This is a genomic window from Streptomyces sp. NPDC001828 (assembly GCF_042892175.1).
Lineage (GTDB): Bacteria > Actinomycetota > Actinomycetes > Streptomycetales > Streptomycetaceae > Streptomyces.
In genome coordinates, this window is record NZ_JBIATV010000013.1 from 171,682 (window position 1) to 191,417 (window position 19,736).

Sequence of the window (19,736 nt, forward strand, 5' to 3'; positions counted from 1 at the left end):
TCGGGAGGTGTGGGGTGGCAGGCTGAGCGGCCGGCGGCGAGGCAGCCGTACTTGGTCGGCGGTGCGGAGTTCGCCGCGCTCTACAACGTGAAGCGGCTTCAGGTCAGCCAGTGGATCAGCGGGGATCAGACACTCGGCTACCGATACGCCAAGGTCATCAGTGGCTCGCCGTACTGGCTGCTCCAGTTCGCGAAGGGCTTCGGAGAGACCACACGCCGACCCAAAACGCCTCGACGAAGCTGACCTCGCCCGCTTGGTCAAGGAACAGGATCCGGGCTACTGGGTTGGCGAAGTCGGCCAACTCCCCCGCTGGTGGGCCAGGCGGAGCTTGTGGCGCTGTTCGGGCTGCCGTCGACTGCGCTGCTTCGAAAAGCAGTGACGACCGGTCGCCTTCGCCCGTCCGACTACACGCTCTCCGGCTCGCCGATCTGGCTGCTCGAGCCGGTGATCGAGGATGCTCCGGCGCTTCAGGTGGGTTCGCGCAGTGTCGACTGGTCGATCGACGATACGGTCCTGGCGGCCCTTCGCGCGGGAACCTACGACGGTCCCGGAGCGAAGGTCATCCCTCGCGGGCCTCGAGCACCTGCCCGAGGCCCGCACCGTCCGCCCTGTGCACCGTTCTGCGCAAGGGAATCACCAACTGCCACTGGCCGAACGCCGACCAGATCCTGACCGGTGACTTCAACGGCGACGGTCTCGACGGCATCGGTGCGATGTACGGCGACAGCGACGGCACGACCAAGATGTTCACCTGGACCACCAAGCCCGACGGCACCCTGAACGGCGCCGCCCCCGGCTGCTCCTTCAACACCCCCGCCAACTGGAGTTACGCGGCCAACACCATCCTCAAGCCCTACAACTAGCCGAACCGACCAGTACCAAGGCCTCGCCTCGGCATCGAGGCGGGGCCTTAACTCGAGCGCCGGGGATCCGCCGTGTACGGGCCCGGCGCCTGCTGAAAGTCCGTGCTCGCCGGTGTCCCCCCGTTTCCTTCTTCGTTGGCTTCGCAACGGACCTTCCGGCCTTCCGGGGCACGGCATGACTTCCCCCTTGTTACCCATGATCCGGGGGTGTCGCCGGTCCCCGGAGGCACTGACTGACCGCTGATGAGCGCCTCTATGTGTCAAGCGGCTGCTGCGAGTTGGATTCGCTGATCGCGTTTCATGGTCCGGTAGACGACGTTCGAGAGTCATCGTCTGAGGGCCCGTCGCGCCTCGGCCGGTGTCTTGCCTTCGCTGATCTTGCGGAGGTAATACTCCTGGCCGCGGCCGTCGTCACGAATCTGGCAGACGGCGATGATGTGCAAGGCGGAGTTCAGGGCCCGGGTGCCGCCCGTCTTGAGACGATGGCGTACGTTCTTGCCGCTTGAGGGGTCCAGGGGCGCGCTTCCGGTGTAGCTGGCGAAGTGGTGCTCGGTGGAGAACCGCCCGATGTCGCCGGGGTGCCCGAGGACTTCGGCCGCCAGGACCGTCCCAAGACCAGGCAGCGAAGTCAGCGTGGTGCGGGAGGCTGCAGTGGCGTCACGCATCTGCACTTCGTCGTCCTTGACCTGCCGGTCGAGTCGACGGAGGTCTGTCAGCCGATCGCGTGCCAGATCACGCGGGCAGCAGTCGGTCGCCGTAACCGGCCGGATCCCCTTCATCAAGGCCGCGGCCTTGTCGGCCGAGAGACCAGTCGGGGCTCCGCCGAGCAGCAAGTGATGCAGCAGCGCATGCAGCCGGTTGATGGTCCGGGTTCGCTCGTTGACCAGGTCGTGTCGCCGTTCTGTCGGCAGCCGCAGGATCGTGAACTGGTCCTCAGCGGTGACTCTGCGCAGGTCGGCGCGGAAGAGCGCGACCTGGGCGACATGGAGGGCATCGGCGGGGTCGGTCTTGCGGTCGCAACCGGTGGACAGGAGCCTGGCCTTGGCCGAGAGCGTCGAGAGCGTCGAGAGCGTCGAGAGCGTCGAGAGAACATCGACGACGTCCTCGCCGGCAGCGGCCAGTTGTTGGGCGAGCCACGGCCAAGTCCTCCGTCTCCTTCCACCGCGAACCGGCGCTGGGGCCACTGCTCGCACCAGCGCATCAGCTGTCCGAAGGTGCCGGCGTTGACAACGAAGTGCCGCTGGCCGGTCTTGTGATCTGTGGCGTAGATGGCGACGGCAGTGTGTGAGGACTTGTGAGCGTCGATCCCGATCGCGATCACACGCATCCTGACCTGTCCCCTTCCGGCACCTCGCACCCGAACAGACAGCCCTCCACGGCGAGCTGGCAGCCGAGGATTTGGTGGCGGGCGGCGATGCGCTGGGCCGCGCTGGTGGAAAGGGGCAGGCCGCTCTTATTCACCTAGGCGAACCATGTCCCCGTAGGTAGGGGCCAGTTGTCCTCACGAAGGTCCGCCAGGGTGACGCTCAGGTCGGCCGAGTGACGGATCAGGTCCCCGGGGCCGTGCCGCAGCGCACAGCGCGGGTTTCAGGGCTGCGTTCCAGCCGAACTTCACTTACCCCCTCCACCGCATTACCGGCGTAGCCGAACTCGCCCGACCCGCACAGTCAGAAGAGGTTGCCCAGGTTTTCGACCTGCTCCAGAGTGGCCTGGCTACTCGCCTGCGAGAGCGCCGAGGCGGCCTGGTTCAGGGCCTTGTCACGGGCGTTCCGCAGTTGCGCGTAGGTCTCGGGGCTGACCTCTTCGACCTGCTTGAGGACGTCCGCGACCTGGCCTGCCTTCTGCGCCGTCGCCACACCTCCGAGAACCGTCGAAGTCACCTTGGCCGCCACCCTGACGCCAGGGTGCGGGATGACATTCGCGGCCTGACCGATCGCCGCGCCCGCCACCCCGGAGCCGATGACAGACCCCTCCAGTTCGCGCTTCTTCGCCTCCAGGGAATCATTGAACTGAGCCATGAGCTTCGTTCCCTCCTCCGGGCTCACTCGCTTCGCGGCATCCTCCACCTGCCGGCGCACCGTGTCTTCACCCTCAAGCGCCACCCAGGCACCCCAACGTGCCACTTCCGACAGGTTGTCCGCACTCGGGAGAGGCCCGGTGAGCGCGCCTACCCGGTCGGTGACAGCCGACTGCATACCGTTCCCCAACCCCGTCAGGAACGGGCTTTCCGGCGTCCTTTCGGCCATCTCCTGCCGGGCGAACTTCGACAGCGGGTCGGTAACGAACCCAAGGCCCGGGCCTTCGGACGACCGCCCGAGCCCCGGACCGCCCAGGGTCTGCCCGAGATGACCGGCGCTCGGCTGGCGCTGGTTCATCTGCCGCAGCATCTCCGTCGGAGTGGGACGAGCGGACTGCCCCGGCATCCCCGAGAGGGCTTCGAGGACGCGCACGCAGATGACGTTGGCCAATTCCTCTGCGCCGATTTTGCTGTCCTCGTAGGAGAGTTCTGTTCCCCTGTCCACGAGTTCCGTGATCACGGCGGTGGCTTTGAACTCCACGGTGGCCGACGCCTTCATACCAAGGCTGGCACCCAGACGCTTTTCGACAGCTTTGGTGATCGAGACGCCGTACTTTTCCAGGAATCCCCGGACGCTCTCCTCGTTGCCCAACTCCCGCTTGGTCTCCGGGTTCCGCGCGTCCCGGACGCTCACCCGCCGCTGGACCGCGCCCTCGATCGGGGCGCCTCCGCCCTCGGCGGCTTCCTCGGCATGCCGAGGAAGCGACGTGCTGCTCCGCATCACCCGCGTCGCGTTGGCCTCCGCCTCACGTTCGAAACGGTCGCCGGGGTCGCTGACGGAAAGCCCTTGACCGTTGTCGGTCCCCGCGACCGGGCCCTGGCGCTGCTGGATGACGTGGGTGAGTTCATGAGCCAGGGTGTGCTTGTCGCCACCGCCCTCGCCGATGACGACGTGGCTCCCGCTGGTGTAGGCGCGGGCGCCAACTTCGGCGGCGGAGGCCTTGGCGGCGCCGTCGTTGTGGATGCGGACGTCGGAGAAGTCGGCGCCGAGCCGGCCTTCCATGTCCGCCCGCGTCGCGTCGTCCAGGGGCTGCCCGCCGGAGCGCAGGACATCGTGGACCGCGGTGCGCTGCACGGAGGCCTGTTGATGCCCGCAGCCGGCGCCGTGCTGGTGCCGCTCCGGCTCGGACCATGCGTGGCCGGCCGCTCGGAGCATCTGGACGACGGCCGCGTTGCCGGCAGTGCTCTGCAAGGCGAGAAGCCCGGCGGGTACGCCACTGCCGCGGCCGGGGGCCCTGGCGGCGGAGTGGGCGGGCTTCTTGCCCACGGGAGTCTGGGCCTGGTCGTTGGCGTGCATGGGGTCCTCTCGCGTGCTGCCGCTCGCGGTGCTGGGCCGGAGGAGCCTGGCCCCGGCAGGGCATCGGCACGGGCTCCATGGGGAACGCACGAGAGTTCCAGGCGGCGCCAACGTTTCCCTAACCGCTCCGAGCGTCCTGCGTTAGCAACCCCTTCAATGTCCCCGGTGGCGGCCACATACGTCACGTCGTAGCGGCCGGCGGCCACGTACGTCACGTTGTCGCGGCCAGTTGACGGGCGCCCGTGCGGCGGCCGGTTACTTCCCCGCTTGGGAGAGTCCGTGGTCATCTCAGTGGCATTACTCCCTTTCCGGTGGTGGCTTCGACGAGCCGGAATGGTTCGCCCTGGGTGACCACGACATGGGCGTGATGCAGAAGCCGGTCGACGGTGGCCGTGGCCAGGGTCTTGGGCATGATCTCGTCGAATCCTGACGAGCGGAGGCTGCTGCCGACTGCGAGTGTGCGACGTTCGCGCGCGGCACCCAGCAGGCGGTGGAAGCCCTCGGTGGCATCCAGGGAAAAGGGTCACTTCACCACCCAGCAGAACCTGCGATGGCTTCCTCGGCCGTTCCGTTCGCACATCAGCCATGAAGCGGACGGTGAGAGGGAGTGCGGGAAGCCACGAAATGCCGCTTCCCGCAACGGCGTTGGCACCTGGAGAACGGGCGGCGATGAGGCCTGACACCTACTTGAGCAATCGCTCAAACTCGACTAGCTTGCCATCTTGAGCGACCGCTCAAACCGCGAAAAGGGGGAGGTGGCAGCCATCGCGCTGTACGTGGAGACCGTGATCGATACAGACATGGACGTCCTGTGGGAACGGACGCAGGACCCGTCGCGGCACCAGTCCTGGGATCTGAGGTTCACGTCGATCACCTACCTCCCCCGCGCCGAAGGGGAGTCACAAAAGTTCCGCTACGCGACCCGGCTGCTGCCCTTCCTTTGGGTCGCCGGCACCGGAGTCAGTGCGGGCGAGCGGCAGCGGGCCGACGGCACCCGCGTCTCGGCGCTGCGCTTCGCCTCGGGCCATCCGCTCTCCCCGCTCGCCGAGGGCAGTGGCTATTGGCGGTACGTCCCCGGCACCACGGGCATCCGCTTCCTGACCGGATACGACTACCGCCCGCGCTGGGGCCGTTTCGGGGCACTCGCCGACCGGCTCGCCTTCCGGCCGCTCATGGGCTGGGCCACCGCTTGGTCATTCGACCGGCTGCGGCTGTGGTGCGAACGCGGCATCCATCCACGCGCCGCCCTGGCCCGCGCTCTCGGGGAGTGCGCGCTGCGCCTGGCCATGGTCCTCGTCGTCCTGTTCGCCTCTCCCTTCGCGCCGCTCGTCCTCGCGGCAGGTGCCGCCGTCCTCGCCGTTCTACTACCCCCGCTGCCGGGCACCCCGGCCGCGCGCCGCTGCCGGCGCACCCCGATCGGGCGGCTCCGCTCCCCTCGCCTGCTCGCCACCCTGGAGACCTCGTGACCTCGATCTTCCGTACGCACATGGGCGCTGATTTCGGCCGCCTGCACCCCGAGATCAGACGGCGCTTCTCCGTCGGGCTCGAGAGCGGGGAAGCCTGCGTCGGGCGCGGGACCATGGAATGGATCCGCCACGGAGCCCCCTACGTCAAGCCGTTCCTCCGGCTCGGCGGAACACGCAACATCCTCGTCCCACGCGAGGGCCGCGATGTCCCGTTCACGATCGAGAACTATCCCTACGCGGATTCCTTCGGCCGCGAGACCGTCACCTTCGTGCGCACCTTCCAACTGCCCGACGGACCGCACCGGTTCGACGCCACAATGGTTCTCAGCCCCGAGCGCGACTGCATCCTCGACTACCTCGGCACCCATCAGCATCTGGCCAGCGACCTCCACATGCGCGCCGAACCCGACGGCTCGCTCACCATCCGCTCCGGCGAACACCGCTTCCGCGAAGGGCTCGTCGACGTCCGCGTCCCGTCCCTGATCGGCGGGGACGCCGAGGTGCGCGAGGCATTCGACGAGAGCACCGGCCGCTTCCGGATCCGGGTACGAGTGACCAACCGGCACTTCGGCTTCCTCTTCGGCTACCAGGGCTCCTTCACCGCCGAGTACGTAGACGCGAGCGGCTCCGGATTCCACGCCGACCTGCGGCCCGTCCGCGAAGAGGCACGCGCATGAGCTCCTCCAGCGGGACCACCCGCCTCAAGCTCCTCGACGGGGCCCTGCGCACCGTGGTCGAGCAGGGCATCGCCAAGACCTCGGCCCGCGCGATCGCGACGACCGCAGGGGTCAATCAGGGGCTGATCTTCTACCACTTCGGCTCCGTGGACGAACTCCTGGCCGCCGCCTGCATACACGGCGCCGAGCAGCGCGTATCCCGCTATCGCGAGCGGCTCGCCGCCATCAACTCCCTCGCCGAACTCGTGGACTTCGCCCGCGCCATGCACACCGAGGAACGAGCAGCCGGACAGGTGGCCGTCCTGGGCCACCTGCTGGCCGCCGGGCAGACTTCGCCCGCCCTGGCGGCCGCCACCGCCGGCGGACTCGCACTGTGGGTCGCGGAGTTGGAGACCGTCCTCACCCGGCTGCTCGGCGCGACCCCGCTGGCGTCCTTCACCGACCCGGCCGGCCTCGCCCGAGCCGCGGCCGCCTCCTTCGTCGGGATCGGACTGTACGAAGGCGTCGACCCCGAGGGCGCGACCCGCGCCCTCGAATCGCTCGACCAACTTGCCGCCCTCGCCCAGGCCCTGGACGGACTCGGCACCCTGACCCAACGTGCCGTCACCCACCACATCCGCCGCCGCACCCAAGCCTGACCCAGCACATGTACGGGGCCGCCCCCTGCGCCCACTGCCTGGGCGTCGCCGCGTCGCAGTTCAGCGGTCGCCCGGGAACCAGCAAGCCATGTCCTCGGCGAGAGCAGCCGCGCGGTCTCGAAGTACCCCAGAGCGGCGTTCCAGTACATGTGCCGGGGCCTCGCCATGAACAGCGGCGGTGAGACGCCCTGGATCGTTCAGCCCGGCTCGCTGGGCTCACGCGCGCCCAACGGTCGACTACGAACGTCTTCCGAAAAACCAGTAAAGGAGATGTAAAGGACGCTGTTAGGGTGAGGCCCGCACTTTGCACCTCAGAAAGACGAGCATGACGACGCCTGTTGTAACCCCTGAACCCCAGCCACAGCCGCAGTGGGGGCCGCCGTCCGGCGACAACCCGCCCCCCATGGACGGCTATCCGTCGGGGTGGGCTCCAGTGCCGCCGCGGCTCAGCAACGGGCTCGGCACCGCCGCTATCGTTCTCGGCTCCATCAGTTCTTTCGTCGCGCTCCTGCCGGGCCTGTTCTGGGTGGCGTGGATCCTGGGCCCGCTCGCCGTGATCTTCGGCCTGGTCGGGCTTCACAACGTCCGCAAAGGGCGGGCCGACAACAAAAGTTCGGCACTCGGCGGCACGATCCTCGGCGGCGTCTCGATGGCTCTCGCCATCGTCGGCCTGGTCGTCACCGTGACCATGGTCAAGGACGCCATCAACGACGACAAGCAACGCCGCAGAGCCGCGGTCGCGGAGGCCTCCCCTCAGGCGCCCGCAACCCCGTTGCCCGCGTTCCACGAGGTCAGCGACCCCGGGCCCGCGAAATACGGGGAGAGCCACACGTACGACGACGGCGTGACGGTCACCGTGGCGGCGCCCACCGAGTACACACCCGGCAAACGGGCCCTCGGGCTGGAGAAGGGCGACCGCGCGTTCCTCGTACACATCACCGTCACCAACCACTCCACTGAGCCGGTCGACGCGAACTTCCTTCAGCCGCGCGTCAAGGACGCCAATGGTGCCGGAGTCGACTTCCTCCTCGACACCAAGGCGGGCATGAAGCTGCTCCAGGGCGAGCTCGCGCCCGGCGACACGGCAGAGGGCCAGTACGCATTCCCGGTGTCCCCGGACGCGGCCCACAATTTCCAGGTGAGTCTGCACCCCGGGATTCTCTACTCGGACGCCGAATGGGCCGGCCCGCTCGGCTAGGACTTGTCCGGGCGATCTCTGAGCCGAGGTGTGGCTACCCTGCGAATCTCGTTGTCGAAGGGCTTGCCCAGTGAGGTAGAAGGGTGGAATGGACACCGCAGAACTTCAGCGGACGCTGAACGAACCCATCGAAGCCGTTGTCGTGCACCACGGATACACGACCTACATGCGCGACTACGAGATCGTCATCAACGTGTGGGACGGCCCTCAGAACCCGTCAACCTACCTGCGGTATCTCTTCCGGTACTGCGTTGAGGCCCGATGCGAGACGTTCCTGTCCACGGAGACCTGGCGGACTTCCTTGGACGCCCGGCTCCTCGACAGCGAAACCGCCATCGACCTCGACGGTTACGTCTGGGGCGCGAACCACCACGAGCTGTACGGAGCCGAGCTTCGTCTCAAGTCGGAGGCTGCCCTCCGCTGGTCGAAGGCTGTCGGGATCGACTTCCATGAGGTTCACATCGAGACCAACGCTCACGATCTGACCTTGCTCTTCTCGGACCTTGAGGTGAGCGAGGTGCCGGTTGGATATGCACCCTTCATCGCGGACTGAGAGCAAGGAGTCGTGTGATCTTGCGACGGGCGTGGGTCCGGGGCGTTGATGTAGACATCGGGCGGGGTGATCTGAGCGATGCCGAGTGGGAACGACTACGACCGTTCCTGCCAGTCAGCAATAGGCGTTGTGGCAGGTGGCGGGACCTCCGGCAGGTGATCGACGGGATTCCGCACCAGGTCCGGACCGGGGTGCAGTGGCGTGACCTGCCCGAACGGTTCGGGCCGTGGAAGACCGTCTACGAACGGCACCGCCTGTGGTCGGCGGACGGGACGTTGGAGCGGCTGCTCCAGCAGGTCCAGGCCACCGCAGATGCGGCGGGTGAGATCGACTGGGACATCCCGGTCGACTCCACGATCGTGCGGGCGCATCAGCACGCGGCCGGCGCCCGCACCGACCCGCCGCCGGCACCCGCCTCAAAGGGGGACGAGCTGGCGGAACATCAGAGCGAAACCGCGTGGCAGAGCCTGCACGCCCGCCTGGTGGAGGTGATGCGGGAGGTGAGGTCTTGGGCCGCTCGCGCGGCGGGTTCACCACCATGCTTAACCTGAGCGCGGACGGCCGCTGCCGCCCGGTGTCCCTGGTCGTCACACCAGGCCAGCGGGCGGACCGCACCCAGCTCGAACCTGTCCTGGAGAAGATCCGCGTCCCGAAGCCCGGAACCGGCAGGCCCCGCAAGAAACCCGACAGACTGGCGGCCGACAAGGCATACAGCAACGGGCCCTGCCGCGAGCACCTGCGGCGTCGGGGCATCCGGCACACCATTCCGGAGAAGGTCGACAGCAAGGCCGCCCGCCTGCGCAAAGGCTCACGCGGCGGACGGCCATCCGGCTTCGACGAAGAGCCGTACAAGAAGCGCAACACTGTCGAACGGGCCATCAACCGGCTCAAGCAGCACCGGGCGGTGGCCACCCGCTACGACAAGCGACGCTACGTCTACCTTGGAACCGCAACCGCCGCAGCCCTCACTCTCTGGCTCCGAACATGATCGGCCGGACAAGTCCTAGAGAGACTCGGTCAGTAGCCGAAGGCCCCCACCTGCACCAACGCGACGGACTGCCGAATGAAGCGCATCCAATCACCCCTACGACGGTGGCGCCGACGTGTTCCCTGCCACGTCCGAGGAACGGGACCGGGTACGCGATCTGCATACCGACTGGCTTCCCCGTCACCCCTCGGGTCTCTGACCGGCTCGGATCTCCGCCCCGCTCAGAATCGTCTTCACTGCAAGTACCGGGCTGAGCGGCTCCACGAGCTCTTTGGTGGCGACGGCCACGAGACCTGCGGGCGCATCACCCTCCAGCAGGGCGCTCACATATTCAATTGCCTCCGCAGGCGAGAACATCCGCAGTCTCTGACGAAGTGTCCGCACAGCATGCATACGTCCGCGCGCAGCGGCGACTTCACACAGCGCATCGTGCAGATCGTCTACTGCGGTGCGCACCGGCAGCCCACGTACTCGGGCTCGGTAGTCGGCCTCCCACTCCCCGGTCATCGCGGAGACGACGCCGATCTGGTGCAGTCCACCGTCGACACGGTCGACCAGGTAGGGCCCGTTCCCGGCCAGCATGAACTCCGGGTTCCGGGTGCGCACGAACTCCTCGGAGGTCCAGGACACGATCCACACCAGCTCGTGCTCCTTGACGTGGACCACAGCCATCCGCATCGCTTCCACGCTCGCAGCCCGCCACTGCTGATAGTCACGCTCCAACTGGTCCTCGACAGCCCGGACGGCGGTCTCTCGCTCAATCACGCATGCAGCCTCCCGCACGGACGCCTCTCTCGACCAGCGAATTCGCAGGGCCCGATCCCGCATCTGAAGCCGTGGCGGTAGGGCAGTGGGGCCCGGCATCATCCCAGTGTGATTGTGATGCAGCCCGTGCTGGGAAGCTTCGCCGCCGACACCTTTGCTTTCTCGCCAGTTGGCGAACACGAGTCGTACGTTGCCTCGTTCCGGACGGGGAGCTGACTCCGGCGGAGGCCGGCACAGCGGCTATGCGGATTGCCGACCGCAACGGCTTCGAGCCGGACGAGGAGCACGGGCCGTGCCCGACCGATCCGCTCGGCACGTTCCTGCACGGGCCGCTCACCATGCCCGATCTGTGCGCCGCCGGCGGGTTCCGGGTGACTGACAACGCCACCGCCGCCGTGTCCGTCGAGCCGGGCCGGACCGGGGATCGGACGCGCTGGTGCGGGCGGTGGAGGAACTGCATCACGCGCGGGAGCTGTCCATGGCCCCCGGCGAAGCGCCCGCTCTCCTGACACTCCCCCGCAGTTGCTCTGAGCGCCCAGGGCATTCGGCGGCCCAACGACAGCGTTAGGCGGGGTGCGGTCGTGCTGGGGGCGACCGGCCGTCTGGGCGACGCCGCCGCTCGGCTCCCTGGTGCTCACGCGCCGTCCGCTGGTCGAGATCCCCGCCAGAGCTGCGGCTCTCGCAGTGGGTTCCCAGTACACCGGCTTGGTCACAGCGTCCTAGAGGTCTGCGATCCCGTGGTCGGGCAAGTACGGTGAAACGCCCGTCACCAGCCAGTACTGAAGGTCTCGCAGCCTCGTGAGAGCTGCCTCGTAATACGTCGACGGCTCGGGGCGGGGAAACCGCAGTTCGGCCGTGTGATCCGGCAACCAGTCGGCACAGAGCCAGAATCCTTCCACCAGCCATCGCGGCAGGTCCTGCTGATCATGCTCCTCGAACCTTGAACACACACCGCGCATCGCCCGCTCCAAACGAGAGAAGGCATCCTTGTCCCACCTCTGATCACGGATCACGGTCGCAAGAAATGCGTCCTCGTTCTCCGAGAACTCCTGCCGTAGCACAGCGAGATCATCCACCGGGCCATCATGACGGGCCCACTGGCCTCTCGGCGTCGCGGGTCCATCGGGTGATCGAGCTGTCGAGCTGTCGAGCCCGCCCGACGCACATCGCTCGATGCCCCCTGCTGGACCCACCTCAGGCCGTCCCCCGGAGCCACTTCAAGGACGTCGAAGGGACGCAGGATCTCCGCCAACTGAGGCCCCGTGGAGCCGACATGCTGGGCCGCTGACCAACGTCACAGCCAGCCCGGCGCAGCATGCGTGAGGCAGGGCCGTCAGGCATTCGGGGCCCATAGCCCGTCGGCCTCACCACAGGCGAGGTGCTCCTACCTGCCGCGCCCCGGCCCGACACGGGACCGCGGGGATTGGCCATGTGGAGCAAGATCTACACTGCCCTGGCGGCTGGACGCCCGCTTCCAATAAGGCATCACGGGGCGCGCGTTCGGGGCTCATGAGCGCCATGCCCAGGGGTGGCGCGCGCATTCTGACGAGGGTGGACTGATGGCGACAATACCTATCGATGCGGCATTGCTCGACGGATACCGCGCCGTGCGGGAGGCCGGTGCGGGCCCGATGAGCCTGGAACGGCTGCCAACCGTCCGCACCGAGGATGCCGCGGAGGTGCCGACGCTCGACGAGCTGCGGCAGGGTGGGCGGTTCGAGGTGACCTCGGTCTCCGTCTCAGGGGCGTCCGGGGCCTCGGAAACCGAGTTGCTGATCTGCACGCCTGCCGCCGTGGCGGGTCCTGCCGCGTCGCGCCCGGTCCTCTACTTCGTGCACGGCGGCGGCTACTTCAGCGGCGATCCACGGCACCTGTTCTTCATCAAACCGCTGCTGGACGAGGCCGAGCGGCTCGGGGCATCGCTGGTCTCGGCAGGTTACCGGCTCGCGCCCGAGCATCCGTATCCCGCACCGCTCGACGATGTCTACGCCGGGCTGCTGTGGACCGCTGAGCACTCGGCGGAACTCGGTTTGGACGCGGACCGGATCGTCGTCGCGGGGACAAGCGCCGGCGGTGGCCTGGCCGCCGCGCTGAGTCTGTCGGTGCGCGACAAGGGCGGCCCACGGCTGGCCGGGCAGTTGCTGATGTGTCCGATGCTCGACGACCGCAACGACAGTGCTTCGGCCCACCAGATGGACGGTGTCGATGTCTGGGACCGCAGCTGGAACGGTTTCGGGTGGAAGGCCCTGCTCGGCTCGGAATGCGGCACCCCGGGCGTCTCGCCCTACGCCGCGCCGGCCCGCGCAACGGATCTGTCCGCACTGCCCCCGGCGTTCATCGACGTCGGCTCGGCAGAGACGCTGCGCGACGAGGCCGTAGCCTACGCCGACCGGATCTGGCGGGCCGGCGGCTCTGCCGAGCTGCATGTGTGGGCCGGCGGCTACCACACGTTCGACCTGGTGGTCCCGGACGCGGTGATCAGCCGGGCAGCGTGGCAGGCCCGCCGTTCCTGGCTGGAGCGGGTGCTGGGGGCGGCCTGATGTCCCACACGGGTGGCGCCCTCCGCACGTGCCCGCCCCGGCAGGACGTGGCCGTCGCAAAGATCCCGGACAGCGTCAGGCCGGCTGCGGCCGGCCGTGCTGTCCGGCGCGCAAGCTGCGCCCCGGGCTGACGCCCGCCCCCTCTTCCCAGGCGCCGCAGAGACACGCGCAGGCGGCGCATGAAGGGGGCGCGGCTGGGCACCAGGTTGTCGGGATGCAGGAGGGCCGGGGAAGCCTGGGGAGGTTGAGCGGTCCTCCTGCCCCCATGCCACGGCCCCTCCGCAGGCAGCACCCCGGCACTCTCACGTCCAGGAGCACGGCGACGAGGTCGCTGTCGAGCGGAGCGCACAGCTAAGGCTTTGACTGAGCGCCGGAGTTGGCCAGGTGAGCGCATTCATTGGCCGCAGGTATGACTCACCCTCCAGGCCTTCAACCATCCAACCGTCGCCCGGTCCACGGCCAGGCAGGCGGCGTGTCCGGGCTGCGGGCGCTGGTCGAGTGACTACTGAGCTTGTCGTTCAGCCTTCGGCGCCCGGCGAAGGCGGTTCGTTTTCGGCGATGAGGGTGACTTGGGCGGTCCATGACCAGGGCTCCTGGGGCGGTTCCCAGCTCACTGCCACGTCGATGTCGTGGAAGTCGCGCGCAAGTTCCGTCACCTTCAACGCCGCCGCAGCCCGCGCGTCTTGCGGATCGGCATTCGTCGGCACGTCCAGCCGCCCACAGAGCGTTCCGTTTTCGGTGAGGACACTGCTGCGCCAGCCCTCCGGCGTCGCCAACAGAATGATCCCCCTCGGAACGCCCCAGGCGGGCCGCTTCTTCTCCTTCTCGCCTCTCACCATTCCGCTATCCAACAACGTCGAGTTCATGGTGATGAGTCTGGGTGGAGGGGCAACCGCCGCGGCACTGTTCGCTGACTACCCAGCACGGCAACTGAAATCCTTCAGTACCTGATCCATATCCCCTGCGGTGCTCCCCTGCCGACTGCCGACGCGGTCCGGATCCCTGTAGCGTCAGGCCCAGGGGGGGAGATGAACTTCGACGAGAACGAACCGCAGTCGGTTCGAGAAGAGCGCTTCGCCGCAGAACGGGCTGACGCCCGAGCGGCGCGCAAGGCTGCGTCACTCGACCTGTCGGGAGCCCATGTCGGCGCGGTCATCGTGACCGTCGCTCTGGTCCTCCTCATCTGGTACGGCGAACTGGTCGCTCTGGGCATCGTCAGCGGAGCCGTTCTGCTCTGGTTTGCTGCCGCCCTCGCATGGACTTACGCCGACGGGGACCATGGCCGGCACGCACTCCAGCGCGCGTACAACCTCACCTTCTAATGGGGCAACGGGTTCTGAGCACCAAGTACTCGGCACCCGGCTGCCGATCCGGGCATGAAGGAAGTGCTGGAGTGGAGTTGGCGGTCGTGACCGCGGTCGGTCCCGTGTGTGTTCGCGAGAGGCGGGCCGGCCGGCCCGGCTGGACTGCCGGCGAGTAGTGCGCCTGGTCACAAGGGTGATCTCGGACGAGGTGTTCGGTGATTCGGAGTACTGGACGAGACGCTCGTAGTCACGAATGTGTCTGCGGGCGTGCCTGCTCCAGGCCGGCGACCTCTCGACCACCGACCGCCAGGCCGTCATGACACACCTGCCGCGAGCAGTGGGTGGCATCCGAACGCCGGTTCACCCCGGCCACCCAGGTCGTCCCGCCCGCTGTCCAGGCCGCCCGGAGCCTTCGGACACCACTGCAAGCCAGAACCTCAGACCCCTTTGAGAACGGGACATGGATCAGGCGCTCTGGACGGATCGTCGACGAGCCCGCAGCCCACCGGGAAATCCTCCAGGAACTCAGGACGAGCGGGGGGCGTCAACAGAGCCGAGCTCATGACCGCATGCGATAGGTGACATGTGTGACTGAGTTCGCTGCTCGCGAATCCACCTGTTCAAGATTGAGTGACCTCACGCCGGCGAACAGCCGCGTACCGGCGCCGAGCGTGAACGGCACAATGTGGAGCCGCAGCTCGTCGATCAAGCCTGCCGCCAGGTACTGGTTGACGGTGGTCGCGCCCCCGTGGATCGACACGTTGCGGCCCTCTGCCGCCTCTCGAGCCTGCCGCAGCGCGGATTCAATGCCATCAGTGACGAAGTGGAAAGTGGTGCCGCCGTCCATCGGCTGTGGGTCGCGCGGGTGGTGGGTGAGCACGAAGACCGGTGCGTGATACGGCGGATTGTCACCCCACCAGCCCTTCCACTGCCGATCCCATGTGCCGCGTACGGGGCCGAACATGTTGCGTCCCATGATGAAGGCGCCGGCCAGCGTCAGCCGGTCGAGCTCAGCCTGCCGTTGCTCCGGGGTTTCGAACATCCAGGCGTGCAGTCTGTCGCCCCAGCCATCGCCCGCGTCGTCGCCGAACGGACGCTGCTCGGTCTGGTTGAGCCCGGCCGAGTACCCGTCGACGGAGATCGAGAGGTCGCAGGTCACCTTGCCCACATCGTCGGTCACTGTGCCGTCCTCCTAGGAGCGACCTTCCGTCGCCTACGTGGTGAACCGTCTGATCCGTTTGCCACTGGGGGGTAGACCGTTCCGGTCTCGCAAACTCATCGCCCGGTCGGCCGCCTTCCCGGCACCACGCGGTTGCCCGTGACCTTCAGCTATAGCCAAGCCTGGCTGTGACGTTGTTCCAGGGCCCCCGAAGGGCGTCACCATGCGGCGCACTTGGTCCGAAGCTCCGCGCGACGACGCCACACAATGCGGCGAATCGTCATCCAGACCGAACCGGAATCCGGCAAGGCCTCCCTCCCGTATCTGACAGTGCGCGACTTCGCTGAGGCCGGGCGCGAGGAGGCCGCAACGCAGGCGGGGGGGGCCTGTCGTGGCGTTCGTGACCCGACGCAACGCGCTCGGCGCGGACGGCCGGCTCCCGGTGCCCGGTGGGGCCCTCCGCGCTTCTCACAGCACGATGTCTCCCGCGCGGCTGGGAACGGCGTCGAGCGTGGCGAGCGTCGTGTCGTCGAAGCTGATCGCGGCCGCGTCGATGTTCCCGCGCAGATGCTCCGCGTCGGCGGTCCCGGGGATGAGGAGGACGTTCGGGGCGTGGTGGAGCAGCCAGGCCAGCCCGACCTGCGCCGGGGTCACGTTCAGCGCTTGGGCGGCGGCGATCGCGGCAGGCTCGTCGACGACCTTCGCCAGGCCCGCGAAGGCGCCGCCCAGCGGGAAGAACGGCACCCAGGCGATGCCTTCGGCCCGGCAGAGTCGGAGCATGTCCTCGTCGTCGCGCGCCACCAGGCTGTACGCGTTCTGCACGCAGGCGATCCCAGCCGGGAGCGCGCGGCGCAGTCCGTCCAGAGTGACGCTGCTGAGACCGATCGCGCCGATCTTGCCCTCGTCCCGCAGGGCGGTCATGACGGCGAGCTGGTCGTCGAGGTCGACCACCTGGTCGCCCTCGGGGCGGAGACCCGGGCCGGTGTCGGCGCGGCGCAGGTTGACCAGGGGGATCCGGTCGAGACCCAGGCTCTTGAGGTTGGCCTCGACTCCGGCCCGCAACTGCTCGGGCCGCTGGGCGAGGCGCAGCGGCACCGCGGCGCCCGGGGCGGGCTCGGCGCCCACCTTGCTGACCACCAGGACGTCGTCCTCGGGGCGAAGCGCCGCACAGATGACCTCGTTGACGTGGCCGTCGCCGTAGAACTGGGCGGTGTCGACGTGATCGACGCCGAGCTCGACCGCGCGACGCAGCAACGCGATCGCGTCGTCGCGTCGCAGGCGTTCCAGCTGCATCGCGCCGTAGCCGATCCGGGACACGGTTCGGCCCGCCAGCGTTCCAGGCCCACCGGGCCGCGCGGCGCCGCCGGCGGTGAGCTGAAGAGATCGGTCGGTGGACACCATGGCGGTCTCGCTCTCATGAGACGATGGAAGCAAACGGAGGAACTCCGTTTACCTACGACCGTAACACCAACCGGAGGGTCTCCGTTTTGGCTTCGCCAGACTCCCCCACCGCCGACGGGCCGTCCGCTGCGGCCGGGCGCCCGGCCCGCGCCGACGCACGGCGCAACCGCGAACGCCTGCTCGCCATCGCCCGCGACGCCTTCGCCGCGACGGACGGCACGGCCCGCCTGGACGCCATCGCCCGAGAGGCCGGCGTCGGCATCGGCACGCTCTACCGCCACTTCCCCACCCGCGAAGCCCTCGTCGAGGCCATCTACGCCTCCGAGCTCGACGCCGTCGTCACCAGCGTCCCCGCGCTGCTCTCCGAGCTCCCGCCCGAAGCCGCTCTGCGTGCGTGGATGGACCGTTACGCCGCGTTCTTCGCGGCCAAACGCGGCATCTCCGACACCCTGCGCGCGGGCTGGGCATCCGGCGCCATCGCCACCCCGGCCACGCGTGAACGACTGACAGCGGCCATCGGCACGATCCTCAGCGCCGGCGTGCGGACCGGCTCGCTGCGCGCCGATGTGGAACCGGACGAGGTCACGATGATGCTCCTCGGAGTGTTCCTGTCCTCGACGGCGGTCAACGGCACAGCTCCGACAGGCCGGATGCTGGACCTCCTGGTGGACGCGTTGCGGCCACCTGCCGGGGGCGATCCGCACGCGTGACACGGCGTCTGGCGGATCCACCGGGTGCGTGCCTCCTGCGGCCCGGTCCCGGGCCGGGCCTCCGCCCGGCCCTCACCCGCAGGTGAGGCACGGACGCCGACCTCGCGTGCGGGACGGGCCGTCGCGGAAGCCGGTTGCGCACGGCAGCCGCGGGCGATCAGTAGGTGTGGTCCGCAGTGACATCGGACGACATCGCCAGCCCCTTGTCCGCTTCCGCCCCGCGTACAGCGATCAGGGTCTGGCACAGCGCGTCGACGGCGGCGAGGTGCGCAAGACGGCTCGCGACCGTCTCCAGTCCGAAGATGCGGTCCTGGCCACCCGCGACCAGCGTGTGGGTACTGATCTCGCTCAGGGGCGAACGGGCGTAACTGGTCAGCGAAAGGACGGTCGCCCCAGCCGTGCGGGCTCGACGGGCCGCGTCGACGGTGGTGCGGGTCGCACCGGTGTGGCTGATGGCCAGGCAGACGGCCGAGGGCGGCAGCAGCCCGGCGGCCAGCTGGGCGGTGAGCGGGTCGGCCGGCGCGTCCACGACACAGCCCAGGGCGCGCAGGCGGTACGCGGCGTCCAGAGCCACAGCACCGGAGAGTCCCGCACCCACGACCAGTACGCGCGGAGCCGTGTCGAGCACTGCGGCCGCGTCGCGCAGTGCGTCCAGGGCGAGCGTGGAAGCGAGACCGTCCAGCGCCTCCCGCGCGGAACGCACCGTGTCGGCGAGTGCGCGGGCAGCGGGATCGGCTTCGCTCGATGCGGGCGACGCGGGCGCCTCGCGGGCCGCCGCGATCTTGAGCTCCTGATATCCGCGGAAGCCCAGACGCTGGCAGGCGCGGACGACAGACGACGGTGCCGCCCCGGCGAGCTGCGCGACGTCGCTGACGCTCAGACGCACCAGCTCCGCCCCCTGGTCGAGGACGACCTGGGCGACGCGGGCCTCGGTATCGCGCAGCTCCGACAGGTGGGACCGGACGTGCGCCGCGAGCCCCCGACCCCCGGCAGAATTGAATTCCATGGCTCGATGCTAGCGTGGAAAATAGTTCCACAAAGGAGGGTGTCCATGTCCATGGCCCTGGCATTGCCGACGCACGGCGCGGCCGCCGTGCCCGTCGCAGTGCTGACCGCCGCCCTGCTCCACGCGGTCTGGAACGCACTGGCACACGGAGCCGAGGACAAACTGGCCGTCTTCGTGCTGATGAACGTGGCCACGGCCGGATGCGCCGCGACCATGGTCTGCTTCGCCGCGCTTCCCTCCGCCGCGGCCTGGCCGTACATCGCCACCTCGGCCGCTTTGCAAGTCGCCTACCAGATGCTGCTGTTGCAGGCCTACCGGCTGGGCGACTTCGGCCAGATGTACCCGATCGCCCGCGGCACGTCCCCTCTGCTCGTCGCCCTGGTCTCCACGACCGTCCTCGACCGCCCCTTGTCCGCCAAGGACACGGCGGGCGTTCTGGTGATCTCCCTCGGTCTCGCCGGACTCGCCCTGGCCGACGGCTTGCCCGGCCGCGCTCAACTACCCGCACTGGCCGCCGCCCTCGGGACAGGGGTGATGATCGCTTCCTACACACTCGTCGACGGCAGCGGCGTGCGGAAATCGGACACGGTCGCCGGGTACATCGCATGGCTCTTCCTGTCCCAGAGCCTCGCATTCCTCCTGTCCGCCTGGCTGACGCGCAGGCGATCGCTGGGCGTCCGGCTCAAGTCCGTGGGCCGGCGCGGCCTCGCGGGAGGCGTACTCTCCCTGCTCGCATACGGGCTCGTGGTCTGGGCACAGTCCCGCGGCAACATATCCACCATCGCCGCACTGCGGGAGACCAGCATCGTCTTCGCCGCGCTGATCGGCCTGCTGCTGTTCCGGGAGCCCTTCGGCAACCGCCGCCTCGCCGCAAGCGCGGCGGTCCTGGCCGGCATCGCGGTACTGGAACTCGCCCACGCCTGACGGTGCCCCTCCTCGGCCCCGTCCGCGAGCCCTGCCCCCAGGGACACGCCCACCCCAACCCACAGGGCCCCAGAGACACTTCCGGCCCCAACATCGCGAACCAGGTGGCTCCGCCCAGCCGCCATGACCGACCACCAACCGGACATCCCTCTCCGCCCATTCTCCGCCCA

Annotated in this window: 20 protein-coding genes and 2 pseudogenes; 12 read left to right on the top strand and 10 right to left on the bottom strand. The window is 68.7% G+C overall.

The window, feature by feature from the left end; genetic code table 11:
- Nucleotides 1-9: 9 nt before the first annotated feature.
- Nucleotides 10-243, top strand: coding sequence for a hypothetical protein (locus ACFYZA_RS31025; RefSeq protein ID WP_388494043.1), 234 nt, complete (start codon nucleotides 10-12; stop codon nucleotides 241-243).
- Nucleotides 244-713: 470 nt separating this feature from the next.
- Nucleotides 714-863, top strand: a complete 150-nt coding sequence (locus tag ACFYZA_RS31030) for a hypothetical protein (RefSeq protein ID WP_388494044.1) — start codon at nucleotides 714-716, stop codon at nucleotides 861-863.
- A gap of 326 nt (nucleotides 864-1,189) precedes the next feature.
- Here ACFYZA_RS31030 and ACFYZA_RS31035 read toward each other — a convergent pair whose 3' ends face one another.
- From ACFYZA_RS31035 to ACFYZA_RS31050, 4 genes and pseudogenes are all read right to left on the bottom strand, one after another.
- Entirely contained in the window at nucleotides 1,190-2,047 is an 858-nt protein-coding gene (locus ACFYZA_RS31035) for a transposase (RefSeq protein WP_388494046.1), read from the bottom strand.
- A gap of 133 nt (nucleotides 2,048-2,180) precedes the next feature.
- Nucleotides 2,181-2,324, bottom strand: a complete 144-nt coding sequence (locus ACFYZA_RS31040; RefSeq protein WP_388494048.1) for a hypothetical protein — start codon at nucleotides 2,322-2,324, stop codon at nucleotides 2,181-2,183.
- Between the two features lie 206 nt (nucleotides 2,325-2,530).
- Entirely contained in the window at nucleotides 2,531-4,237 is a 1,707-nt protein-coding gene (locus ACFYZA_RS31045) for a DUF4157 domain-containing protein (RefSeq protein ID WP_388494049.1), read from the bottom strand.
- Nucleotides 4,238-4,520: 283 nt separating this feature from the next.
- Nucleotides 4,521-4,760, bottom strand: a pseudogene (locus ACFYZA_RS31050) (ATP-binding protein); the annotation flags it as partial.
- A gap of 241 nt (nucleotides 4,761-5,001) precedes the next feature.
- Here ACFYZA_RS31050 and ACFYZA_RS31055 point away from each other — a divergent pair.
- From ACFYZA_RS31055 to ACFYZA_RS31080, 6 genes and pseudogenes are all read left to right on the top strand, one after another.
- Nucleotides 5,002-5,703, top strand: a complete 702-nt coding sequence (locus ACFYZA_RS31055; RefSeq protein WP_388494193.1) for a hypothetical protein — start codon at nucleotides 5,002-5,004, stop codon at nucleotides 5,701-5,703.
- Nucleotides 5,700-6,380 (top strand): DUF4166 domain-containing protein, encoded by a 681-nt coding sequence (locus ACFYZA_RS31060; protein WP_382600111.1) that lies wholly within the window; start codon nucleotides 5,700-5,702, stop codon nucleotides 6,378-6,380. The genes ACFYZA_RS31055 and ACFYZA_RS31060 overlap by 4 nt, the downstream gene beginning before the upstream one ends.
- Nucleotides 6,377-7,018 (top strand): TetR/AcrR family transcriptional regulator, encoded by a 642-nt coding sequence (locus ACFYZA_RS31065; protein ID WP_388494051.1) that lies wholly within the window; start codon nucleotides 6,377-6,379, stop codon nucleotides 7,016-7,018. The genes ACFYZA_RS31060 and ACFYZA_RS31065 overlap by 4 nt, the downstream gene beginning before the upstream one ends.
- A 325-nt stretch (nucleotides 7,019-7,343) precedes the next feature.
- A complete protein-coding gene (locus ACFYZA_RS31070; protein WP_388494052.1) occupies nucleotides 7,344-8,216 on the top strand; it encodes a DUF4190 domain-containing protein in 873 nt (290 codons plus the stop codon).
- A gap of 88 nt (nucleotides 8,217-8,304) precedes the next feature.
- Nucleotides 8,305-8,769, top strand: a complete 465-nt coding sequence (locus ACFYZA_RS31075) for a hypothetical protein (protein WP_388494054.1) — start codon at nucleotides 8,305-8,307, stop codon at nucleotides 8,767-8,769.
- A 56-nt stretch (nucleotides 8,770-8,825) separates the two neighbouring features.
- A pseudogene (locus ACFYZA_RS31080) lies at nucleotides 8,826-9,757 on the top strand (IS5 family transposase).
- 180 nt (nucleotides 9,758-9,937) lie between these two features.
- Here the strand turns inward: ACFYZA_RS31080 and ACFYZA_RS31085 are convergent.
- Together ACFYZA_RS31085 and ACFYZA_RS31090 are read right to left on the bottom strand one after the other, a co-directional pair.
- A complete protein-coding gene (locus ACFYZA_RS31085) occupies nucleotides 9,938-10,522 on the bottom strand; it encodes a YrhB domain-containing protein (RefSeq protein WP_388494055.1) in 585 nt (194 codons plus the stop codon).
- Between the two features lie 719 nt (nucleotides 10,523-11,241).
- Nucleotides 11,242-11,598, bottom strand: coding sequence for a hypothetical protein (locus ACFYZA_RS31090; RefSeq protein ID WP_388494057.1), 357 nt, complete (start codon nucleotides 11,596-11,598; stop codon nucleotides 11,242-11,244).
- 483 nt (nucleotides 11,599-12,081) lie between these two features.
- On the opposite strand from ACFYZA_RS31090, the gene ACFYZA_RS31095 reads away from it, so the two are divergent.
- Nucleotides 12,082-13,062: an alpha/beta hydrolase gene (locus tag ACFYZA_RS31095; RefSeq protein ID WP_388494058.1), complete on the top strand. Its 981-nt coding sequence runs from the start codon at nucleotides 12,082-12,084 to the stop codon at nucleotides 13,060-13,062.
- Nucleotides 13,063-13,580: 518 nt separating this feature from the next.
- Here the strand turns inward: ACFYZA_RS31095 and ACFYZA_RS31100 are convergent.
- Nucleotides 13,581-13,928: a hypothetical protein gene (locus ACFYZA_RS31100; RefSeq protein WP_388494060.1), complete on the bottom strand. Its 348-nt coding sequence runs from the start codon at nucleotides 13,926-13,928 to the stop codon at nucleotides 13,581-13,583.
- A gap of 162 nt (nucleotides 13,929-14,090) precedes the next feature.
- On the opposite strand from ACFYZA_RS31100, the gene ACFYZA_RS31105 reads away from it, so the two are divergent.
- The gene (locus ACFYZA_RS31105; protein WP_388494062.1) at nucleotides 14,091-14,384 is read left to right on the top strand and encodes a hypothetical protein; all 294 of its coding nucleotides are present in this window, start codon (nucleotides 14,091-14,093) and stop codon (nucleotides 14,382-14,384) included.
- A gap of 541 nt (nucleotides 14,385-14,925) precedes the next feature.
- On the opposite strand, the gene ACFYZA_RS31110 is transcribed toward ACFYZA_RS31105, so the two are convergent.
- Nucleotides 14,926-15,546: a dihydrofolate reductase family protein gene (locus tag ACFYZA_RS31110; protein ID WP_388494063.1), complete on the bottom strand. Its 621-nt coding sequence runs from the start codon at nucleotides 15,544-15,546 to the stop codon at nucleotides 14,926-14,928.
- Between the two features lie 447 nt (nucleotides 15,547-15,993).
- The gene (locus tag ACFYZA_RS31115) at nucleotides 15,994-16,926 is read right to left on the bottom strand and encodes an aldo/keto reductase (RefSeq protein WP_388494065.1); all 933 of its coding nucleotides are present in this window, start codon (nucleotides 16,924-16,926) and stop codon (nucleotides 15,994-15,996) included.
- Between the two features lie 86 nt (nucleotides 16,927-17,012).
- Between ACFYZA_RS31115 and ACFYZA_RS31120 the strand changes: the two genes are divergently transcribed.
- On the top strand, nucleotides 17,013-17,636 hold the full coding sequence (locus tag ACFYZA_RS31120) for a TetR/AcrR family transcriptional regulator (RefSeq protein ID WP_388494066.1): 624 nt from the start codon (nucleotides 17,013-17,015) through the stop codon (nucleotides 17,634-17,636).
- A gap of 157 nt (nucleotides 17,637-17,793) precedes the next feature.
- Here the strand turns inward: ACFYZA_RS31120 and ACFYZA_RS31125 are convergent, their stop codons facing one another.
- Entirely contained in the window at nucleotides 17,794-18,642 is an 849-nt protein-coding gene (locus ACFYZA_RS31125; RefSeq protein WP_388494068.1) for a MurR/RpiR family transcriptional regulator, read from the bottom strand.
- 45 nt (nucleotides 18,643-18,687) lie between these two features.
- Between ACFYZA_RS31125 and ACFYZA_RS31130 the strand changes: the two genes are divergently transcribed.
- Complete coding sequence (locus tag ACFYZA_RS31130) at nucleotides 18,688-19,566, top strand: EamA family transporter (RefSeq protein WP_388494070.1); 879 nt, start codon at nucleotides 18,688-18,690, stop codon at nucleotides 19,564-19,566.
- Nucleotides 19,567-19,736 lie beyond the last annotated feature (170 nt).

What these genes read in the sequence shown, in the direction of transcription:
- ACFYZA_RS31100 (WP_388494060.1), bottom strand. Translation starts at nt 13,928, where the DNA reads ATGAACTCGACGTTGTTGGATAGCGGAATGGTGAGAGGCGAGAAGGAG.
- ACFYZA_RS31070 (WP_388494052.1), top strand. Translation starts at nt 7,344, where the DNA reads ATGACGACGCCTGTTGTAACCCCTGAACCCCAGCCACAGCCGCAGTGG.
- ACFYZA_RS31125 (WP_388494068.1), bottom strand. Translation starts at nt 18,642, where the DNA reads ATGGAATTCAATTCTGCCGGGGGTCGGGGGCTCGCGGCGCACGTCCGG.
- ACFYZA_RS31115 (WP_388494065.1), bottom strand. Translation starts at nt 16,926, where the DNA reads ATGGTGTCCACCGACCGATCTCTTCAGCTCACCGCCGGCGGCGCCGCG.
- ACFYZA_RS31030 (WP_388494044.1), top strand. Translation starts at nt 714, where the DNA reads ATGTACGGCGACAGCGACGGCACGACCAAGATGTTCACCTGGACCACC.
- ACFYZA_RS31095 (WP_388494058.1), top strand. Translation starts at nt 12,082, where the DNA reads ATGGCGACAATACCTATCGATGCGGCATTGCTCGACGGATACCGCGCC.
- ACFYZA_RS31065 (WP_388494051.1), top strand. Translation starts at nt 6,377, where the DNA reads ATGAGCTCCTCCAGCGGGACCACCCGCCTCAAGCTCCTCGACGGGGCC.
- ACFYZA_RS31105 (WP_388494062.1), top strand. Translation starts at nt 14,091, where the DNA reads ATGAACTTCGACGAGAACGAACCGCAGTCGGTTCGAGAAGAGCGCTTC.
- ACFYZA_RS31045 (WP_388494049.1), bottom strand. Translation starts at nt 4,237, where the DNA reads ATGCACGCCAACGACCAGGCCCAGACTCCCGTGGGCAAGAAGCCCGCC.
- ACFYZA_RS31130 (WP_388494070.1), top strand. Translation starts at nt 18,688, where the DNA reads ATGTCCATGGCCCTGGCATTGCCGACGCACGGCGCGGCCGCCGTGCCC.
- ACFYZA_RS31075 (WP_388494054.1), top strand. Translation starts at nt 8,305, where the DNA reads ATGGACACCGCAGAACTTCAGCGGACGCTGAACGAACCCATCGAAGCC.